Source organism: Variovorax paradoxus (genome assembly GCF_030811855.1).
GTDB lineage: Bacteria > Pseudomonadota > Gammaproteobacteria > Burkholderiales > Burkholderiaceae_C > Variovorax > Variovorax paradoxus_L.
Window position 1 is genome coordinate 548,185 of the sequence record NZ_JAUSRN010000002.1, and the last position, 16,466, is coordinate 564,650.

Consider the following 16,466-nt stretch of genomic DNA (forward strand, 5'->3'; position numbering starts at 1 on the left):
CTAGACTTCGGCAATGCCTTGCCACGCCACGCTTTCTTCGGTGCTTTTGCGCCTCGAAGGCAGCCGCGCGCGCCAGGGCAGCAAAGCCAAAAAACCAAAGCTCGTCTGACCGGAGCCGCGGTTCCGTCGTCGGATGAGCGACGGAACCTGCAAAGGCCTTGGCCCCGATTTGGGTTGCGCGCGCATCGAACGACGGTTCTTTTCCATCGGTCGATTCCCGTAAGGAAGCCTCGCGTGCCGCAACCATCTCACCCCTCCTCCCGCCCTGATTTCTCGGGCCTCTGGATTCCTCTTGTCACGCCGTTTCGCGGCGGCGCCGTCGACCATGCGGCGCTGTCGGCGCTGACACACCGGCTCGCCGATGACGGCGTGGCCGGTTTCGTGGTCTGCGCCTCGACAGGCGAAGCCGCAGCGCTCGATGAAGCGGAACAGCTGGCCGCACTCGACACGGTGCAAGCTGCCGCCGAAGGGCTGCCGATCATCATGGGTCTGTCGGGGTACCACCTGGGCAAGACAACAGCTTGGGTACGGCGGCTCGCCGAACGGCCCCTGGCGGGGCTGCAGGTGCCCGCGCCGCACTACATCCGGCCATCGCAGGCCGGCCTGCTCGAATGGTTCCGCGCCATTGCCGACGCCAGCGCCGCGCCGGTGCTGATCTACGACATTCCCTATCGCACCGGCGCGACCATTGCCCGCGAAACACTGCTGGCACTCGCCGAGCACCCGCGCATCCGCGGCATCAAGGACTGCGGCGGCGACATGGCCAAGACACGCGCCGTGATTGCGGATGGCAGGCTCCAGGTGCTGTCCGGCGAAGACCACCAGATCTTCAGCACCGTGGCCGAAGGCGGCGTGGGCGCCATCGCGGCGAGCGGGCATGTGCAAACGCGGCGCTTTGTGCAGGTGCTGCGCCTCCTGGCCGAAAACCGGCTCGCGGAAGCGCGCGCCGAATGGCAGCCGCTGCAGCCGTTGATCGAGATGCTGTTTGCCGAACCAAACCCCGGGCCGCTCAAGGCGCTGTTGGCGCACGACGGATCGATGAGCGACGAACTGCGCTCGCCGATGACCCGCGCATCCGATGCATTGCGCGAGCGCCTGGTGGCGCTGGACGCCCGGCTCAGCCGCCCGTAACGGGTGGGAAGAAGGCGACCTCGCAGCCTTCGCGCAGCGCGGCCGCCTCGTCGCTCATGGCCTGGTCGAGCGCCATGCGCACGGCCTTGCCGCGCGCCAGTGCCGTGGCGTACGCGCCGCCGCGGGCGATGAGTTCGTCGCGCAATGCGGCCAGCGTGGCGGCGCCGGTGTCGACGGTTTCACTGCTGGTGTCGAGCGCCTCGCGCACCGAGGCGAAGTAACGGATCTGGACCTTCATGGATGCGCCTCAGGCCAGCAGCGAGGCCAATGGAATGAACTTCACCGTGTCGCCGGCCTTGATGGTCTGGCCTGGCGGGTTGTCGATGACGCCATCGCCCCAGACCATCGACGTCAGCACGCCCGAGCTCTGGTTGGTGAACAGGTCGAGCCCACCTGCGGCATTGCGCCGCGCGCGCAAGAACTCGCGACGCTTGTCGGCGCGCGGCCAGTCGAAATCGGCACGCATCTGCACGGGCTCGGGTGCCACGCGCGTGGCGCCCTGCAGCGTTAACAGGAAGGGGCGAACGAGCAGCAGAAAGGTCAGGAAACTCGATACAGGATTTCCGGGGAGCCCTGTGACGTGGCAGCGGCCTTGCGCTTCGCCGCCGGCTCTCGGAATAGAGCCATAGGCGAAAGGCTTGCCGGGCTTCATCGAGAGCGACCACAACTTCAGTTCGCCGAGCGTCTGCACGGCCGCCTTGATGTGGTCTTCTTCCCCTACCGACACGCCGCCGGTGGTGATGATCAGATCGCTGTTCGCGGCCGCACCAAGCAGCGCCTCGATGGTGGCCTCGCGCTTGTCCGGAACGATGCCGAGGTCGTTCACCTCGCAGCCGAGCCGGTGAAGCAAAGCGCGCATGAAGAAGCGGTTGGAGTTGTAGATCGCGCCGGGCTTCATGGCCTCGGGCGCGACCTCGCCGGGCATCACCAATTCGTCGCCGGTGGAGAGCAACGCCACACGGGGCCGCCGTGCCACCTGGAGCCGGTCGAAACCTACGCTGGCCGCGAGGCCCAGCGCCGCGGGCGTCAGCCGATCACCCTTGCGCAGCACCACGTCGCCGGACGCCACGTCTTCGCCCGCACGGCGAATCCACTGGCCGGCTGCGGGAACGGTTTCGATGCGCACGGCGCCCAGAGTGCCTTCCTGCGGCAGCGCCTGCGCGTCTTCTTGCATCACGATGGCGTCCGCGCCTTCGGGGATCTGCGCGCCGGTGAAGATGCGTGCCGCGGTGCGGGCCGCGAGCGGCGTGCCGACGGTGCCGGCAGGAATGCGCTGCGCCACCTGGAGCACCGCACCGGGAGCGGCGCAATCGGCAACGCGCACTGCATAGCCGTCCATCGAGCTGTTGTCGCGCGGCGGCACGGTGAGCGCGGACACGAGGTCTTGCGCAAGCACGCGGCCATCTGCGTCGAAGGTGGCGACGCTTTCGGCGGGCAGCCTGGGCTGCGCCTTCTCGAGCAGGCTTGCCAGCGCTTCGTCGAGCGCCATCAGCGAGGGGCGCGAAAGAACAGCAGAATCAGCCATGGTGTTCGGGGTTGTATTCGAAGCGGCTGCCGCTGTCGATCAACCACTGCGCGATGCCCTCGATGTCGTCGAGGTCGAACAAGGGAAGGTTGGTGGGCGCCGGCAGTCCTTCGGGCGCGTTGGTGGCAATGGCGGTCACGAAGGCATCGTCGATGTACTTCGAAGGCCGGGGCGCCTGGCCTGCCTCGGGGGCGCGCCAGACTTCGATCTTGAGCAGGTCGCTGTGCTTGAAGCCTTCGACCAGAACCCAGTCGACGCCATCATGGAGCTCTGCAATGAGGTCGTGCACTGTCAGCTGCGCGGGCTGTTCGAATTCGCGGATCAGCGCGAGCCGCTTGTCCGATGCCACCACCACCTCGAAGGCCCCGGCCTCGCGGTGGCGGTAGGTGTCCTTGCCCGGATGATCGATGTCGAACTTGTGGTGCGCATGCTTGACCACCGACACGCGCTGGCCATGGAGCTTGAGCACCGGAATCAGGCGCTCGACCAGCGTGGTCTTGCCTGAACCCGAATACCCGGAAAAGCCGATCACCTTCATGTCGAGTTCCTGTGGCTGCCGTCTACGCGGCAGCCGAATGCAGATGCAGTTGCGAGGCAGCCGCCGCCATGCACGGCGTGCGACAAAGGTCAATCACAGTTCTGGGCGATATAGGCCTTCACGGCCTCTGCATCGGCCGGAAGCTTGACGACCCGCTTGGGCAGTGCCTCGATGCCTTCGAACCTGGCCGGCCGCGCGGGCTCGTGGCCGAGCGCCTCCACCAGCGTGGCTGCAAACTTGATCGGCAGCGCGGTTTCCAGCACCACCATCGGCACGCCGGGCGCGAGGTGTTCCCGCGCGGCCTTGAGACCGTCGGCCGTGTGCGGATCGACCAAGGTGGCAAAGCGCTTGTCGGTGTCGCGGATGGTGGCCAGCCGGTCAGCGTGGGTGCTGCGGCTGCTCTTGAAACCGAAGCGCTCCGCGGCTTGCTTGAAGGCAGGATCGCCGCTCAGATCGAAACGGCCCTGGCCGCCCAGCTCGTCCACGAACAGCGAGCGCAGCTTGGCGGCATCGCGGCCCACCAGGTCGAACACGAAGCGCTCGAAGTTGCTGGCCTTGCTGATGTCCATCGAAGGACTCGAGGTTTCATGCGTATCGGCCGCCGCGCGAACGCGGTAGATGCCGGTGCGGAAGAACTCGTCGAGCACGTCGTTCTCGTTGGTGGCGACCACCAGCGTCTGAATGGGCAGGCCCATCATGCGCGCCACGTGGCCGGCGCAAACGTTGCCGAAGTTGCCCGACGGCACGGTGAAGCTCGCCGGTTTGTCGTTGCTGGCCGTAGCCTGGAAATAGCCGGCGAAGTAATAGACGACTTGCGCGAGCAGGCGCGCCCAGTTGATCGAGTTGACCGTGCCGATACGGTACTTGCGCTTGAAGCCGAGGTCGTTCGACACCGCCTTGACGATGTCTTGGCAATCATCGAACACGCCGGTGATGGCGATATTGTGGATGTTCTCGTCCTGCAGGCTGAACATCTGCGCCTGCTGGAACGGGCTCATGCGGCCGTCCGGCGAGGTCATGAAGACGCGCACACCCTTTTTTCCGCGCATGGCGTATTCGGCGGCGCTGCCGGTGTCGCCGCTGGTAGCGCCCAGAATGTTCAGCTCCGCGCCGCGGCGGGCCAGTTCGTACTCGAACAGGTTGCCCAGGAGCTGCATCGCCATGTCCTTGAAGGCCAGCGTGGGGCCGTTGGACAAGGCTTCCAGGTACACGCCGTCTTCGAGCTCGCGCAGCGGCACGATCTCTTCGGTGCCGAACACCTCGGGCGTGTAGGTCTTGGCGCAGATCGCCTTCAGGTCGGCCGGCGGAATGTCGTCAATGTAGAGCGAGAGAATCTCGAAAGCCAGCTCTGCATACGGCAGCTTGCGCCACTTCGCGAGCGTGGCGGTGTCGATCTGCGGATACTCATCGGGCAGATAGAGCCCGCCATCGGGCGCAAGGCCTTCAAGCAAGATTTCGCAGAAACGCTTGCGGTCAGGGTGGCCGCGGGTGCTCAGGTAGTTCACGGTGTTCTCTTGCGCCGCCTTCAGGACAGCTCTTCCTTGCGGATGCGCACGATCGGCTGCAGCACGGTGGGCAGGGCCTGCAGTTCGGCGAGCACGTCGTTCACGGTGCCTTCTCGCGCGTCGTGCGTGAGGATGATCAGATCGGTCTGGGTGGAGCCTTCGCCGCCCACTTCGTCCGCTTCGCGCTGCAGCACCGCGTCGATGCTGATGCCGGCGGTGGCCAGCAGACCCGTCACCTTGGCCAGCACGCCGGCCTGGTCGGCCACGCGCAGGCGCAGGTAATAGCTGGTGACGACTTCGGCCATCGGCAGCACCTTCAGGTCGCTCATGGCATCGGGGTGGAAGGCCAGGTGCGGTACGCGGTGTGCGGCGTCGGCCGTATGCAGGCGCGTGATGTCGACGAGGTCGGCAATCACGGCGCTGGCGGTCGGCTCGCTGCCCGCGCCCTTGCCGTAGTACAGCGTGGTGCCCACGGCATCGCCGTGCACGACGACGGCGTTCATGGCGCCCTCGACGTTTGCGAGCAGCCGTTTCGATGGCACGAGCGACGGATGCACGCGCAGCTCGATGCCTTGCGCGGTGCGCTTGGTGATGCCAAGCAGCTTGATGCGGTAGCCGAGCTGTTCGGCGTACTTGATGTCCTGCGCGGCGAGCTTGGTGATGCCTTCGATGTGCGCCTTGTCGAACTGCACCGGAATGCCGAAGGCGATGGCGCTCATCAGCGTGACCTTGTGGCCCGCGTCGATCCCTTCGATGTCGAAGGTCGGGTCGGCTTCGGCGTAGCCCAGGCGCTGTGCCTCCTTGAGCACGGTCGCGAAGTCCAGGCCCTTGTCGCGCATCTCCGAAAGGATGAAATTGGTGGTGCCGTTGATGATGCCGGCCAGCCACTGGATGCTGTTGGCCGTGAGGCCTTCGCGCAGCGCCTTGATGATCGGGATGCCGCCGGCCACCGCGGCTTCGAAGGCCACCATCACGCCCTTGGCGTGCGCGGCCGCGAAGATTTCGGTGCCGTGCACGGCGAGCAGCGCCTTGTTGGCCGTGACCACGTGCTTGCCGGCCGCAATGGCTTCGAGCACCAGTTGCCGCGCAATGCCGTAGCCGCCGATGAGTTCGATGACGATGTCGATATCCGGGTTGGCTATGACGGCGCGCGCATCGCTGACCACTTTCACGCCCTCGCCCGCCACTTCGCGCGCACGGGCCTGGTCGAGGTCGGCCACCATCGTGATCTCGATGCCGCGGCCCGCGCGGCGCTTGATTTCTTCCTGGTTGCGCAGCAGCACCTTGAAGGTGCCGCTGCCGACCGTGCCTGCGCCGAGCAAGCCTACTTGGATGGGTTTCATTGGGAGATTCGCGTTGATGGTGATTTCATGAGCCGTTCTGGCTGCGCAAGCGATACAGCTCCAGGAACTTGGCAATACGGTGAATGGCTTCGCGCAGGTCTTCCTCATGCGGCAGGAACACGATGCGAAAGTGGTCGGGCGTGGCCCAGTTGAAGCCGGTGCCTTGCACCAGCATCACCTTGGTTTCCTTCAGCAGATCGAGAAAGAACTGCCGGTCGTCCGCGATCGGATAGACATTCGGATCAAGCTTGGGGAACATGTAGAGCGCGGCGCTCGGCTTGACGCAGCTCACGCCCGGAATGGCCGTGATCAGCTCATAGGCCAGGTCGCGCTGGCGCCGCAAGCGGCCGCCGTCACCCACCAGGTCGTTGATGCTCTGGTAGCCGCCAAGGGCGGTCTGGATGGCCCATTGCCCGGGCACATTGGCGCACAGGCGCATGTTCGAGAGCATGTTCAGGCCCTCGATGTAGTCTTCCGCGCGCTTCTTGTCGCCCGACACCACGAGCCAGCCCGCGCGATAGCCGCACGAACGGTAGCTCTTGGAAAGCGAATTGAAGGTGAGCGTGAGCACATCGGTCGAAAGGCTCCCGATCGCGGTGTGCTTCGCGTGGTCGTACAGCACCTTGTCGTAGACCTCGTCGGCAAAGATCACCAGGTGGTGTTCCCGCGCGATGGCCACGATGCTCTTGAGCAGTTCATCGGAATAGAGCGCGCCGGTCGGATTGTTCGGGTTGATCACCACGATGCCCTTGGTGCGCGGTGTGATCTTGGCGCGGATATCGTCGAGGTTGGGCATCCAGCCGTTGTCCTCGTCGCAGAGGTAGTGCACCGGTTTGCCGCCCGACAGGCTGGTTACCGCGGTCCACAGCGGATAGTCCGGCGCCGGAAGCAGCATTTCGTCGCCGTCGTTCAAGAGCGCGTTGGTGGCCATGGCGATCAGCTCGCTGGCGCCGTTACCCAGGTAGATGTCGTCCAGCGTGACGCCGGCAATGCCCTGCTTCTGCGTTTCGTGCATCACGGCCTTGCGTGCCGCAAAGATGCCCTTGCTGTCCGAATAACCCGCCGAACCCGGCAGGTTGCGGATCATGTCCTGCTGCACCTCTTCGGGCGCATCGAAGCCGAATACGGCAAGGTTGCCGATGTTGAGCCTGATGATCTTTTGGCCCTCTTCCTCCATCCGCTGGGCGGCCTCCATGATGGGGCCGCGGATGTCGTAGAGCACGTTGGCCAGCTTGGCCGATTTCTTGAACTGCTTCAAAGGGCCCTCCCGGGCGCGGGTTACTCGATGTCGAAAGGCCCTTGAAGGCCTCGTGTCACTGGGGAAAACCTATAATTTGACCACAGTTCCCAGTGCCCCGATGAAGCTCCAGCCTGACAAATCCGACGCCCAGTCCCTCACCGCCCACGGCCCTGGGTGGGTCGCGATCAACAACGAAAAGGTCGAGGGCAGCGTGGTGGTGGGCTCGCGCGGCGAGCGTTTCGAGTGGAATTGCACCCGGTTCGACCAGCTGGGGCCCGAGCATTTCGCCCAGCTTGCGTCGCTGGGCGCCGAATTGGTCATCTTCGGGAGTGGATCCCGCATCCGGTTTCCGCAGCCGGCCTGGCTGCAGCCCCTCATGGCCAAGCGCACCGGCGTGGAGACCATGGACACCCCGGCAGCCTGCCGCACCTACAACATCCTGGCCGGCGAAGGCCGCCACGTGATCGCCGCCCTGCTGGTTGAACCCCCCAGCAATGGCTGAGGGGGCGCTTTTCGGGGTAAAATACCGGGTTGCGAACAGGCCTGCTGCCCTCAGTTAGCAACGACCAATCCTCCATCTCGTCGAGTGTGCCTCAAAGCGCTCGATCCAATGGAAACCAACGGAGAAAACAAGATTCATGGCGATCGTTGTCAACAAACCCATTCCTGAATTCGACGCCAACGCCACGGGTGGCCTGAAAGTCTCGAATACCTCGCATCTCGGCCACGTGCTGGTCATGTATTTTTACCCGAAAGATAACACTCCGGGTTGCACGACCGAAGCCATGCAGTTTCGGGATCGTTACAAAGACTTCGAAAAGGCCGGTGCCACGGTGTTCGGCGTGTCCCGCGACAACATGAAGTCGCACGACGAGTTCAAGGCCAAGCTCGAACTCCCGTTTGAACTCATCGCCGATACCGAAGAAAAAATGTGCCACATGTTCGGCGTGGTCAAGAACAAGATCATGTACGGCAAGAAGGTCAAGGGCATCGAGCGCAGCACCTTCCTGATCGGCGCTGACGGCATCCTCAAGGCTGAATGGCGCGGTCTCAAGGTCCCCGGCCACGTCGACGACGTGCTCAAGGCGGTCAAGGCGCTCAAGAAGGCTGCCTGACCGTTACAACAAGCGCGGACTGTGCGCTTTTGCTTCAACCCGTGGGAAATGCCCAACGGACTGTGCAAAGAGCGCGAGACGCGTCGCCGCGGGTGTGCATAATGGCCTCATGCCGTTGAGCTCCACGACCGCATCCCCCGAACAAAGCCGCCTTGGTCTACAGGCGGCTTTTTCGTTTTCTGGTTTCCACTTCCTGCGAGCGACCTGACACATGCCACTGCCTCCCGCCCCCACGAAACGCGCCGCATTGCTCTCGCCGGATGCGCACGATGCGCCCGCCCGCTCCTCCCACAGGGGCTCGCGGCGCTCGGGCGAATCGCGCGCCGATTCGGCTTCATCGAGCGGCTCCCAGCCGCTTGAACTGTTCGACCGCAGCGCCGCAGATGCGGTAGGCGGCGGCACCGAGGCCGCGCCCGTGGCCCGCGGCAGGTCGAAACCCGCCCCCTCCCGCAGCGCCGAGCGCAACCAGGACCGCAATCAGGACCACAGGCCCGGCGCCCGCGGCGAGCCCGAGGCGCCGCCAGCCGTCTATGTGCCGCCGCCATTGCCAGCCGCGGCGCCACAGGTTCCAACCCGTGCCAAGCGCGCCAAAACCAATGGTCCGGCCAAACTCTTCGTGCTCGACACGAACGTGCTGCTGCACGATCCGATGTGCCTGTTCCGCTTCGAAGAGCACGACATCTTCCTGCCGATGATCGTGCTGGAAGAACTGGACGGCCACAAGAAAGGCACCACCGAAGTGGCGCGCAACGGCCGCCAGACCAGCCGCACGCTCGATGCCCTGGCCGCGGCGCAGGACGCTGATATCGCCAAGGGCCTGAAGCTGGACACCACGGGCCATCGCGAGGCCGGCGGCAAGCTGTTTTTCCAGACGGCGCCGCTCGACTATTCGCTGCCGGTCAGCCTGCCCCAGGGCAAGGCCGACAACCAGATCCTGGGCGTTGTGCAGGCGCTGCGCGATGTCTACGCCAAGGACCAGCCCGGCCGCCCGAAGCAGGAAGTGGTGCTGGTGTCCAAAGACATCAACATGCGCGTCAAGGCGCGCGCCCTCGGCCTTGCAGCCGACGACTACCAGAACGACAAGACGCTGGAAGACGGCGACCTGCTCTACGCAGGTTCGCTCGCGCTGCCGCCCGATTTCTGGACTCGCCAGAGCAAGACGGTCGAGAGCTGGCAAAGCGGCAGCAACACCTTCTATCGCGTCAGCGGGCCGCTGGTGCCCAACCTGTACATCAACCAGTTCGTCTACTTCGAGGCGCCGGGCGAGCCGAGCATGTATGCGCGCGTCACCGAAATCCGCGACAAGACCGCAGTCTTCAAGACCCTGAAAGACTACAGCTCGGGCAAGAACGCGGTGTGGGGCGTGAACACGCGCAACCGCGAGCAGAACTTCGCGATGAACCTGCTCATGGACCCCGAAGTCGACTTCGTCACGCTGACGGGCACCGCCGGCACCGGCAAGACGCTGATGGCGCTGGCCTCGGGCCTGACGCAGGTGCTCGACGACCGCCGCTACACCGAGATCATCATGACCCGCGCGACGGTAAGCGTGGGCGAGGACATCGGCTTTCTGCCGGGTACCGAGGAAGAAAAAATGGGCCCCTGGATGGGCGCCCTCGACGACAACCTCGAGTTCCTGGCCAAGGGCGACGGCGGCGGCGCCGGCGAGTGGGGCCGCGCGGCCACCAACGAGCTGATCCGCAGCCGCATCAAGGTCAAGAGCATGAACTTCATGCGCGGGCGCACCTTCCTCAACAAATACGTGATCATCGACGAAGCGCAGAACCTGACGCCCAAGCAGATGAAGACGCTGATCACCCGGGCCGGCCCGGGCACCAAGATCATCTGCATGGGCAACCTCGCTCAGATCGACACGCCCTACCTCACCGAAGGCTCCTCGGGCCTCACCTTTGCGGTGGACAAGTTCAAGGGCTGGCCGCACGGCGGGCACATCACACTGGCGCGCGGCGAACGCTCGCGGCTGGCGGACTTCGCAAGCGACGTGCTCTAGTCTTCCTACGATCCGATCAGGCCCGCGCATGCTCTTGAAGAGCATCGCGGGCTTTTTCTTTGGCGGCGGTGACAGGCTCCTGACAAGACGTTGTCAGGAGGCGGTCCGCACCATCGAGGCTCCTTCAACACAACAAACGAAAGAGAGTCCTCATGCAAAACGCAATCAGCTGGTTCGAGATTCCCGTAGCCGACATGGACCGCGCCCAAGCCTTCTATGAAACCGTGCTGGGCCGCAAGCTGCGCCGCGAAAGCTTCGGCAGCGAGACGCTGGCCGTGTTTCCCTACGAAAAACCCGCCGCCGGCGGTGCGCTGCAGGCCGGCGCGAACGCCAGCGCTCGCGCGGGAAGCGGCATCCGCATCTACCTTGACTGCATGCCGAGCATCGACGCGGTGCTCGAGCGAGTGGAGGCCGCCGGCGGCCAGATCGTAGCTCCCAAGTCCGCACTGCCGCCGGGCATGGGCTTCATCGCCCATCTGCGGGACACCGAAGGCAACGAAGTCGGCCTTCACGCCCTGGCCTGAGCCGCAATGGCACAGCGCAACTGGATCGCCGTTGCCAGCGCCGAGCATGCCCGGCGCGGACGCGACCACCGGCCGGTCGGCTTCATGCAGGTCGGCCATGGCAAGCTGGGGCCGCTCAAGCGCGTCGCGGCGGGCGACCGCGTGGCCTACTACGCGCCGGCCACAGTGTTCGGCGGCACGGACAAGCTGCAGAGCTTCGTGTCGATCGGCATCGTGCAGCCGGGCGAACCCTACGAATTCGATATCGGCGGGGGCTTTGTCCCCTGGCGCCGCGACGTGGCCTATGCGGCCGCGCACGAGGCGCCGATCGCTCCCCTCATCGAACGGCTCGCCTTCATCGAGAACCCCAAGCAGTGGGGCTACAAATTTCGCTTCGGCATGTTCGACGTCAGTGACGCCGACATGGCGCTGATCGCCCAAGCGATGAAGTGCGAACTGAAGGCGCTCGCACTCTGACCGACCCCGCTGACGCCACCTACGCAGGAGAAAAAAGCAGATGGAACCCGTTCGCCGGCACCACGGCGCTTTCCACGTTGCGGGCCTCACGGCCCGCACCACCAATCGCGAAGAAAACGATCCCGCAACGGCCCGCATTGGAGGCCTGTGGAATCGCTTCTTCGCAGAAGAGACCTACCGGTGGATGCCGCATCGCACCAGCGACGCCCGCATCTTCGGCGTCTACTCCGGCTATGAATCGAACGTCGATGGCGCATTCGACCTGACCGTCGGCGTGGCCGTGTCGCATGCAGCAGGCGAAGCAGCGGCCATCGAGGCCGGCGACTACCTCGTCTTTGCGGGCCAGGGCGAAATGCCGCACATGGTGATCGATACCTGGCAGCGCATCTGGCAGTATTTCGACGCGCATCCGACAATCACGCGCCGCTATCGCAGCGATTTCGAAGCCTACGAAGGTCCGGACAAGGTGGCGATCCATATCGGAGTTTCATGAGTACATGCCAGGGTTGGCCCGACGGGCGCGCCCCTCAACCTGAAGGACCGCGCTGATGCGCCGCGCCGACCGTCTGTTTCAGCTCGTGCAGTTGATCCGCGGCCGCCGGCTCACCACGGCCGCCTTCCTCGCGCAGCGCCTCGAGGTTTCGGAGCGCACGGTGTACCGCGACGTGGCGGACCTCCAGCACCAGGGCGTGCCGATCGAAGGCGAAGCCGGTGTGGGCTACAGGCTGGGCGCAGGCTTCGAGCTGCCGCCGTTGATGTTCACGCAGGAAGAGGCTTCCGCGCTCGTGGCGGCGGCGCGGCTCGCTCAGAGCTGGGTCGATCCAGCGCTGGCACGCAACATCGAAACAGGGTTGGGCAAGATCCTCTCGGTGCTACCTGCGGCGGCCCGCGTCTCGGCAGAAGCACTGGCGCTCTATGCGCCGGCGCTGGGCCTGGACGACACCATGCGAAATCGGCTGCAGACCTTGCGCGAAGCCGTCGAGGCACGCCAGAAGCTGCGGCTCAGCTACCACGACGTGTCAGGCGACGCCAGTGAGCGAACCGTGCGCCCGCTCGGCTGCTTCTATTGGGGCAAAGTCTGGACGCTTTCGACCTGGTGCGAACTGCGCAGCGACTTTCGCGGTTTTCGCATCGACCGCATGGACGCAGTGGAGGTGCTGCCGGACCGCTTTCGCGACGAAGCGGGCAAGACGCTGGCCGACATGCTGCGCCAGGTGAAGGCCCGTTCGGCGGAAGCGAAGCGGCTCGAACAGCAGCAGCAATAAACGAGACAGCGTCAGTAGTCGTCGTTGCTGCCGTACCCGGCCAGGTTCTCGAACTTGGTGAGCGGCTTCAGGAAGGCCAGCTTGACGGTGCCTGTGGGCCCGTTGCGGTGCTTGCTGATGATCACCTCCGCCACGCCGGGCTCCTTGCTGTTCTTGTCGTAGTAGTCGTCGCGGTAGATGAACATGATGATGTCCGCGTCCTGCTCGATGGCGCCGGATTCGCGCAGGTCGCTCATCATGGGGCGCTTGTCGGTGCGGCTCTCAACGCCGCGGCTGAGCTGCGACAGCGCGATCACCGGGCACTTGAGCTCCTTGGCGAGCATCTTCAGTCCGCGCGAGATTTCGCCCACGGCGGTGGCGCGATTCTCGTCGCTCATGCTGCTGGACACGCTCATGAGCTGCAGGTAGTCGACCACGATCAGGCCGAGCCGCCCGTACTGCCGCGCCAGGCGGCGCGCATTGGCGCGCAGTTCGCTGGTGGTGAGGCCCGGCGTCTCGTCGATGTGCAGCGATACGTTGCGCAGCTTCTCGATGGCCTCGGTCAGGCGCGGCCACTCTTCATCACTGAGCTTGCCGGTGCGCAGGTGTCCCTGGTCGATGCGGCCGATGGAGCCGACGATACGCACCGCGAGCTGCGAAGCGCCCATTTCCATCGAGAAGACCGCCACCGGCAGCCCTTCGTTGAGCGCCACGTGCTCGGCGATGTTGATGGCCAGCGAGGTCTTGCCCATGGAAGGACGCGCGGCCAGCACGATCATGTCGCCCGGCTGCAAGCCCGAGGTCATCTTGTCGAACTCGTAGAAGCCGGTGCGCACGCCCGTGATGTCGTTCGGGTTCTCCGCCATCTCGGTCACGCGGTCGAGCAGTTCGACCACCAGGGCATCCATGCTCTGGAAGCCTTGCTTCATCCGCGTGCCTTCTTCGCCGATGTTGAAGATCTTCTGCTCGGCCTCGTCCAGGATCTTGTCGACCGACTTGCCTTGCGTGTTGAACGCATTGGTCGCGATCTCATCGCTCGCGGAGACGAGCTTTCGCAAGATGGAGCGCTCGCGCACGATCTCCGCATAGCGGCGGATGTTGCTCGCGCTCGGCACGTATTGCGCGAGCGAGTTCAGGTACACCAGACCGCCGATTTCCTCGGCCTTGCCGAGGCCCTGCAGCTGCTCGTAGACGGTGATTACGTCGGCCGGCTTGCTGGCATTGATCAACCCGCCGATCGCGGCGTAGATCAGCTTGTGCTCATGGCGATAGAAGTCGCCATCCACCAGCAGGTCGCCCATGCGATCCCACGCCCCGTTGTCGAGCAGCAGCCCGCCGAGCACGCTCGATTCGGCCTCGATCGAGTGAGGCGGAATGCGAAGTTTGGCGACTTGGCGGTCGGCCGACGGGTCGTTGTCGGCATAGGAGAAAACGGCGGACATGGACTTCCTTGCAACCCTGCATGCTAAGCCGCGCACGCACTGGCGTGTGTGGACAAGGTTGTGAATAAACGGTGATCTTTCAGTGCATCAGTCTGGAAAACCGGTGCGCAAAAAGACAAAAGCCGCCCGAGGGCGGCTTTTGCAGCAGCGCGCGACGCGCTGTGACGATCAGGCGGTTTCGCCGTAGACCGTGACGGTGATGTCGACCACCACGTCGGTGTGCAGCGCAACGCTCACGGTGCTGTCGCCGACGACCTTGATCGGGCCGTTGGGCAGGCGCACTTGCGACTTCGCAACCTTGTAGCCTTGCTTGCCGAGCTCTTCGGCGATGTCGCCGTTGGTGACCGAGCCGAACAGACGGCCGTCAACGCCGGCCTTTTGGGTCAGCTTGACGGTCGTGCCGCCGAGCTTCTCGCCCTGGGCTTGCATTTCGGCCAGCTTGGCGGCCGCAGCCTTTTCGAGTTCGACGCGCTTGGCTTCGAATTCGGCCTTGTTGGCAGCGGTGGCGCGGCGGGCGCGGCCCGTCGGGATCAGGAAGTTGCGGGCGTAGCCGTCCTTGACCTTGACGATATCGCCCAGGCCGCCAACGTTCAGAACCTTGTCCAGAAGAATGATTTGCATGGTACGGCTCCTTAGACGCGGTGCTGGTCGCTGTACGGCACCATCGCGAGGAAGCGCGCGCGCTTGATCGCGGTGTTGAGCTGGCGCTGGTAGATCGCGCGCGTGCCGGTCAGGCGTGCGGGGATGATCTTGCCGTTTTCGCTGATGAAGTCACGCAGCGTGTCGATGTCCTTGTAGTCGATTTCCTCGACGCCAGCGACGGTGAAACGGCAGAAGCGCTTGCGCTTGAACAGCAGCGACTGGGTGTTGCGCTTCGGGCGCTTGTCTTTGTTGAATTTCTTGAACGTGGCCATTTGGGGACCTCTTGTCGAAAATTAATCTTGCTGAAAATCCTGGATGTGCAGGACCGGATGCTTGCCGTTGCCCGGTGTCGCGAGAAAACCCTGAAAACGCCAGAGGCTTCCCATCGACTGCGTTGCGAGCCGTTCGGCGATGCCGCCGAAGGCAACGGCCTTGAGGGCCGTTTTCACCTGCCTGGCTTTTCCTGCCTCCTGGAGCGTCGATTCGTGTTCGAGCTTCAAGTCGATGGCGGGAAGGCCGGCCGGCGTGTATCGCAAGGCTCCGAGTTCGGCAACGGAGGCTGTCAGCAGAAGCTGATTGACCCCGGTTGCCGCAGCAGCGGCAGCGGTCACGCCATCAGCTGTTGTTGGCGGCGTATTCGGCCTGCTGGGCCTTGCGGGCTTCTTCGCGCTCGACCGTCTTCATCATGGACGAAGGACCGGTTTCGGCCTTCTTCTTCTGAACGGTGAGGTGGCGCAGCACGGCATCGTTGAACTTGAACGCGTGTTCGAGTTCGCCCATCACGGTTTGCTCGGCTTCAATGTTGACGCACAGGTAATGCGCCTTGTTGAGCTTGTTGATCTGGTATGCCAGCTGGCGGCGGCCCCAGTCTTCAACGCGGTGGATCTTGCCACCGCCGGCCGTGATGAGGCCCTTGTAGCGCTCCAGCATGGCCGGAACTTGTTCGCTCTGATCCGGGTGGATCAGCAAAATGATTTCGTAGTGACGCATGGCACTCCTTGTGGATTCTTCCGAGGAAGAGGAAAAGCCACCTGCAGCGTCGGGCGCAGTGTGGCAAGGCAAAGCCGGCTATTGTAGCACTGCTTACGCGGTGCTCGTCCAGCCTCAGTCGTTCAAGGCCTTGTCGAGCGCGGCGGCCTTCTCTGGGCCGACGGCGGCGCGTATCTTGGGCGCCAGCGCCGCCAGATCTTCGAAGCTGGTGGTGCCCTCAACCTGCAGGTTGAGGCGGAAGCCCTTCAGCCCGAGAGCACCCGTCAGCTGGGTGGCGATGGGATAAGCATCCTTGTAGCGCTGCTGCCTGCTGCGCCCGGCAGACGGCGCGGATTCGGCCGGCTTTGGCGTGGGCGCTGCTGATGGCGTTGCTGACGGCGTTGCAGCTGCTGGCGCCCTGCTCGCGGCCGGAGGTTCAGGTGCCTTGGCCGGAACGGCCGGCTTGCTGCTGCCAGCGGCCGGCCCGAGGAGGCCCAGCGTGACCAGCTGGTCGATTTCTTCGCGCGCAATGCCCGTTCCCGCAAGCACTTCGTCGATCGAACGCTTGCCGTCGAACAGGATGAACGCAGTACGCTGGCGCGGCGAAAGGGGCACCGAACGATCTTTGAGAACCTGCTGTCCGGCTTCTGTCTTGACAAGAATCATGATGGTTTCTTCCGCGTAATGCCGGCGGGCGCGGCGACGAGCGGTTTCGCCATACGCAGTCCGCGAGCGGCTGGTCGGCCCCGTGAAGTCACGGAACTGACACCTAGTAACACAT

At 64.5% G+C, this 16,466-nt stretch carries 20 protein-coding genes; 8 read left to right on the forward strand and 12 right to left on the reverse strand.

The window, feature by feature from the left end; all coding sequences use genetic code 11:
* The first annotated feature begins 234 nt into the window (after window positions 1–234).
* The gene (locus J2X92_RS07360) at window positions 235–1,131 is read left to right on the forward strand and encodes a 4-hydroxy-tetrahydrodipicolinate synthase family protein (protein ID WP_307574567.1); all 897 of its coding nucleotides are present in this window, start codon (window positions 235–237) and stop codon (window positions 1,129–1,131) included.
* Here J2X92_RS07360 and moaD read toward each other — a convergent pair.
* From moaD to J2X92_RS07390, 6 genes are all read right to left on the reverse strand, one after another.
* Window positions 1,118–1,369: a molybdopterin converting factor subunit 1 gene (gene moaD / locus J2X92_RS07365; protein WP_307574569.1), complete on the reverse strand. Its 252-nt coding sequence runs from the start codon at window positions 1,367–1,369 to the stop codon at window positions 1,118–1,120. The genes J2X92_RS07360 and moaD overlap by 14 nt on opposite strands.
* 9 nt (window positions 1,370–1,378) lie before the next feature.
* Window positions 1,379–2,656, reverse strand: coding sequence for a molybdopterin molybdotransferase MoeA (locus J2X92_RS07370; protein WP_307574570.1), 1,278 nt, complete (start codon window positions 2,654–2,656; stop codon window positions 1,379–1,381).
* A complete protein-coding gene (gene mobB, locus J2X92_RS07375; RefSeq protein WP_307574572.1) occupies window positions 2,649–3,194 on the reverse strand; it encodes a molybdopterin-guanine dinucleotide biosynthesis protein B in 546 nt (181 codons plus the stop codon). Before mobB ends, J2X92_RS07370 begins: the two co-directional genes overlap by 8 nt.
* Window positions 3,195–3,283: 89 nt before the next feature.
* Window positions 3,284–4,699, reverse strand: coding sequence for a threonine synthase (gene thrC, locus J2X92_RS07380; RefSeq protein WP_307574573.1), 1,416 nt, complete (start codon window positions 4,697–4,699; stop codon window positions 3,284–3,286).
* A gap of 20 nt (window positions 4,700–4,719) precedes the next feature.
* Entirely contained in the window at window positions 4,720–6,042 is a 1,323-nt protein-coding gene (locus tag J2X92_RS07385; RefSeq protein ID WP_307574575.1) for a homoserine dehydrogenase, read from the reverse strand.
* A gap of 25 nt (window positions 6,043–6,067) precedes the next feature.
* Window positions 6,068–7,300, reverse strand: a complete 1,233-nt coding sequence (locus J2X92_RS07390) for a pyridoxal phosphate-dependent aminotransferase (RefSeq protein WP_307574577.1) — start codon at window positions 7,298–7,300, stop codon at window positions 6,068–6,070.
* A gap of 100 nt (window positions 7,301–7,400) precedes the next feature.
* Here J2X92_RS07390 and J2X92_RS07395 point away from each other — a divergent pair, with 100 nt between their 5' ends.
* The 7 genes from J2X92_RS07395 (at window position 7,401) to J2X92_RS07425 (ending at window position 12,653) form a co-directional block, all read left to right on the forward strand.
* Window positions 7,401–7,784: an Mth938-like domain-containing protein gene (locus J2X92_RS07395; RefSeq protein WP_307574578.1), complete on the forward strand. Its 384-nt coding sequence runs from the start codon at window positions 7,401–7,403 to the stop codon at window positions 7,782–7,784.
* Window positions 7,785–7,920: 136 nt separating this feature from the next.
* Window positions 7,921–8,397 (forward strand): peroxiredoxin, encoded by a 477-nt coding sequence (locus J2X92_RS07400; protein ID WP_007830801.1) that lies wholly within the window; start codon window positions 7,921–7,923, stop codon window positions 8,395–8,397.
* A gap of 211 nt (window positions 8,398–8,608) precedes the next feature.
* The gene (locus tag J2X92_RS07405) at window positions 8,609–10,408 is read left to right on the forward strand and encodes a PhoH family protein (RefSeq protein WP_307574579.1); all 1,800 of its coding nucleotides are present in this window, start codon (window positions 8,609–8,611) and stop codon (window positions 10,406–10,408) included.
* A 152-nt stretch (window positions 10,409–10,560) separates the two neighbouring features.
* Window positions 10,561–10,932 (forward strand): VOC family protein, encoded by a 372-nt coding sequence (locus J2X92_RS07410; RefSeq protein ID WP_307574581.1) that lies wholly within the window; start codon window positions 10,561–10,563, stop codon window positions 10,930–10,932.
* Between the two features lie 6 nt (window positions 10,933–10,938).
* Window positions 10,939–11,388, forward strand: coding sequence for an EVE domain-containing protein (locus J2X92_RS07415; protein ID WP_307574582.1), 450 nt, complete (start codon window positions 10,939–10,941; stop codon window positions 11,386–11,388).
* 40 nt (window positions 11,389–11,428) lie between these two features.
* Entirely contained in the window at window positions 11,429–11,881 is a 453-nt protein-coding gene (locus tag J2X92_RS07420; RefSeq protein ID WP_307574584.1) for a GyrI-like domain-containing protein, read from the forward strand.
* 55 nt (window positions 11,882–11,936) lie between these two features.
* Window positions 11,937–12,653 carry a helix-turn-helix transcriptional regulator gene (locus J2X92_RS07425; RefSeq protein WP_307574585.1) on the forward strand — a complete coding sequence of 239 codons (717 nt, stop codon included), beginning with the start codon at window positions 11,937–11,939 and terminating at the stop codon, window positions 12,651–12,653.
* Between the two features lie 11 nt (window positions 12,654–12,664).
* Here J2X92_RS07425 and dnaB read toward each other — a convergent pair whose 3' ends face one another.
* From dnaB to J2X92_RS07455, 6 genes are all read right to left on the reverse strand, one after another.
* Window positions 12,665–14,074, reverse strand: a complete 1,410-nt coding sequence (gene dnaB / locus J2X92_RS07430; protein ID WP_307574587.1) for a replicative DNA helicase — start codon at window positions 14,072–14,074, stop codon at window positions 12,665–12,667.
* Window positions 14,075–14,242: 168 nt separating this feature from the next.
* Complete coding sequence (rplI, locus tag J2X92_RS07435; protein WP_307574589.1) at window positions 14,243–14,695, reverse strand: 50S ribosomal protein L9; 453 nt, start codon at window positions 14,693–14,695, stop codon at window positions 14,243–14,245.
* Window positions 14,696–14,706: 11 nt separating this feature from the next.
* Window positions 14,707–14,988: a 30S ribosomal protein S18 gene (gene rpsR / locus J2X92_RS07440; protein ID WP_007830781.1), complete on the reverse strand. Its 282-nt coding sequence runs from the start codon at window positions 14,986–14,988 to the stop codon at window positions 14,707–14,709.
* Between the two features lie 21 nt (window positions 14,989–15,009).
* Window positions 15,010–15,327: a primosomal replication protein N gene (priB, locus tag J2X92_RS07445; protein ID WP_307574590.1), complete on the reverse strand. Its 318-nt coding sequence runs from the start codon at window positions 15,325–15,327 to the stop codon at window positions 15,010–15,012.
* Window positions 15,328–15,331: 4 nt separating this feature from the next.
* Window positions 15,332–15,706, reverse strand: coding sequence for a 30S ribosomal protein S6 (gene rpsF, locus J2X92_RS07450; RefSeq protein ID WP_028258846.1), 375 nt, complete (start codon window positions 15,704–15,706; stop codon window positions 15,332–15,334).
* Between the two features lie 114 nt (window positions 15,707–15,820).
* Window positions 15,821–16,351: a hypothetical protein gene (locus tag J2X92_RS07455; protein WP_307574592.1), complete on the reverse strand. Its 531-nt coding sequence runs from the start codon at window positions 16,349–16,351 to the stop codon at window positions 15,821–15,823.
* Window positions 16,352–16,466: the final 115 nt, after the last annotated feature.

Excerpts from the sequence above, each read along its gene's own strand:
- dnaB (WP_307574587.1), bottom strand. The coding sequence starts at position 14,074 with ATGTCCGCCGTTTTCTCCTATGCCGACAACGACCCGTCGGCCGACCGC.
- J2X92_RS07425 (WP_307574585.1), top strand. The coding sequence starts at position 11,937 with ATGCGCCGCGCCGACCGTCTGTTTCAGCTCGTGCAGTTGATCCGCGGC.
- J2X92_RS07370 (WP_307574570.1), bottom strand. The coding sequence starts at position 2,656 with ATGGCTGATTCTGCTGTTCTTTCGCGCCCCTCGCTGATGGCGCTCGAC.
- J2X92_RS07385 (WP_307574575.1), bottom strand. The coding sequence starts at position 6,042 with ATGAAACCCATCCAAGTAGGCTTGCTCGGCGCAGGCACGGTCGGCAGC.
- rplI (WP_307574589.1), bottom strand. The coding sequence starts at position 14,695 with ATGCAAATCATTCTTCTGGACAAGGTTCTGAACGTTGGCGGCCTGGGC.
- rpsR (WP_007830781.1), bottom strand. The coding sequence starts at position 14,988 with ATGGCCACGTTCAAGAAATTCAACAAAGACAAGCGCCCGAAGCGCAAC.
- J2X92_RS07420 (WP_307574584.1), top strand. The coding sequence starts at position 11,429 with ATGGAACCCGTTCGCCGGCACCACGGCGCTTTCCACGTTGCGGGCCTC.
- J2X92_RS07410 (WP_307574581.1), top strand. The coding sequence starts at position 10,561 with ATGCAAAACGCAATCAGCTGGTTCGAGATTCCCGTAGCCGACATGGAC.
- J2X92_RS07415 (WP_307574582.1), top strand. The coding sequence starts at position 10,939 with ATGGCACAGCGCAACTGGATCGCCGTTGCCAGCGCCGAGCATGCCCGG.
- J2X92_RS07405 (WP_307574579.1), top strand. The coding sequence starts at position 8,609 with ATGCCACTGCCTCCCGCCCCCACGAAACGCGCCGCATTGCTCTCGCCG.
- J2X92_RS07395 (WP_307574578.1), top strand. The coding sequence starts at position 7,401 with ATGAAGCTCCAGCCTGACAAATCCGACGCCCAGTCCCTCACCGCCCAC.
- J2X92_RS07400 (WP_007830801.1), top strand. The coding sequence starts at position 7,921 with ATGGCGATCGTTGTCAACAAACCCATTCCTGAATTCGACGCCAACGCC.
- J2X92_RS07455 (WP_307574592.1), bottom strand. The coding sequence starts at position 16,351 with ATGATTCTTGTCAAGACAGAAGCCGGACAGCAGGTTCTCAAAGATCGT.
- moaD (WP_307574569.1), bottom strand. The coding sequence starts at position 1,369 with ATGAAGGTCCAGATCCGTTACTTCGCCTCGGTGCGCGAGGCGCTCGAC.
- rpsF (WP_028258846.1), bottom strand. The coding sequence starts at position 15,706 with ATGCGTCACTACGAAATCATTTTGCTGATCCACCCGGATCAGAGCGAA.
- mobB (WP_307574572.1), bottom strand. The coding sequence starts at position 3,194 with ATGAAGGTGATCGGCTTTTCCGGGTATTCGGGTTCAGGCAAGACCACG.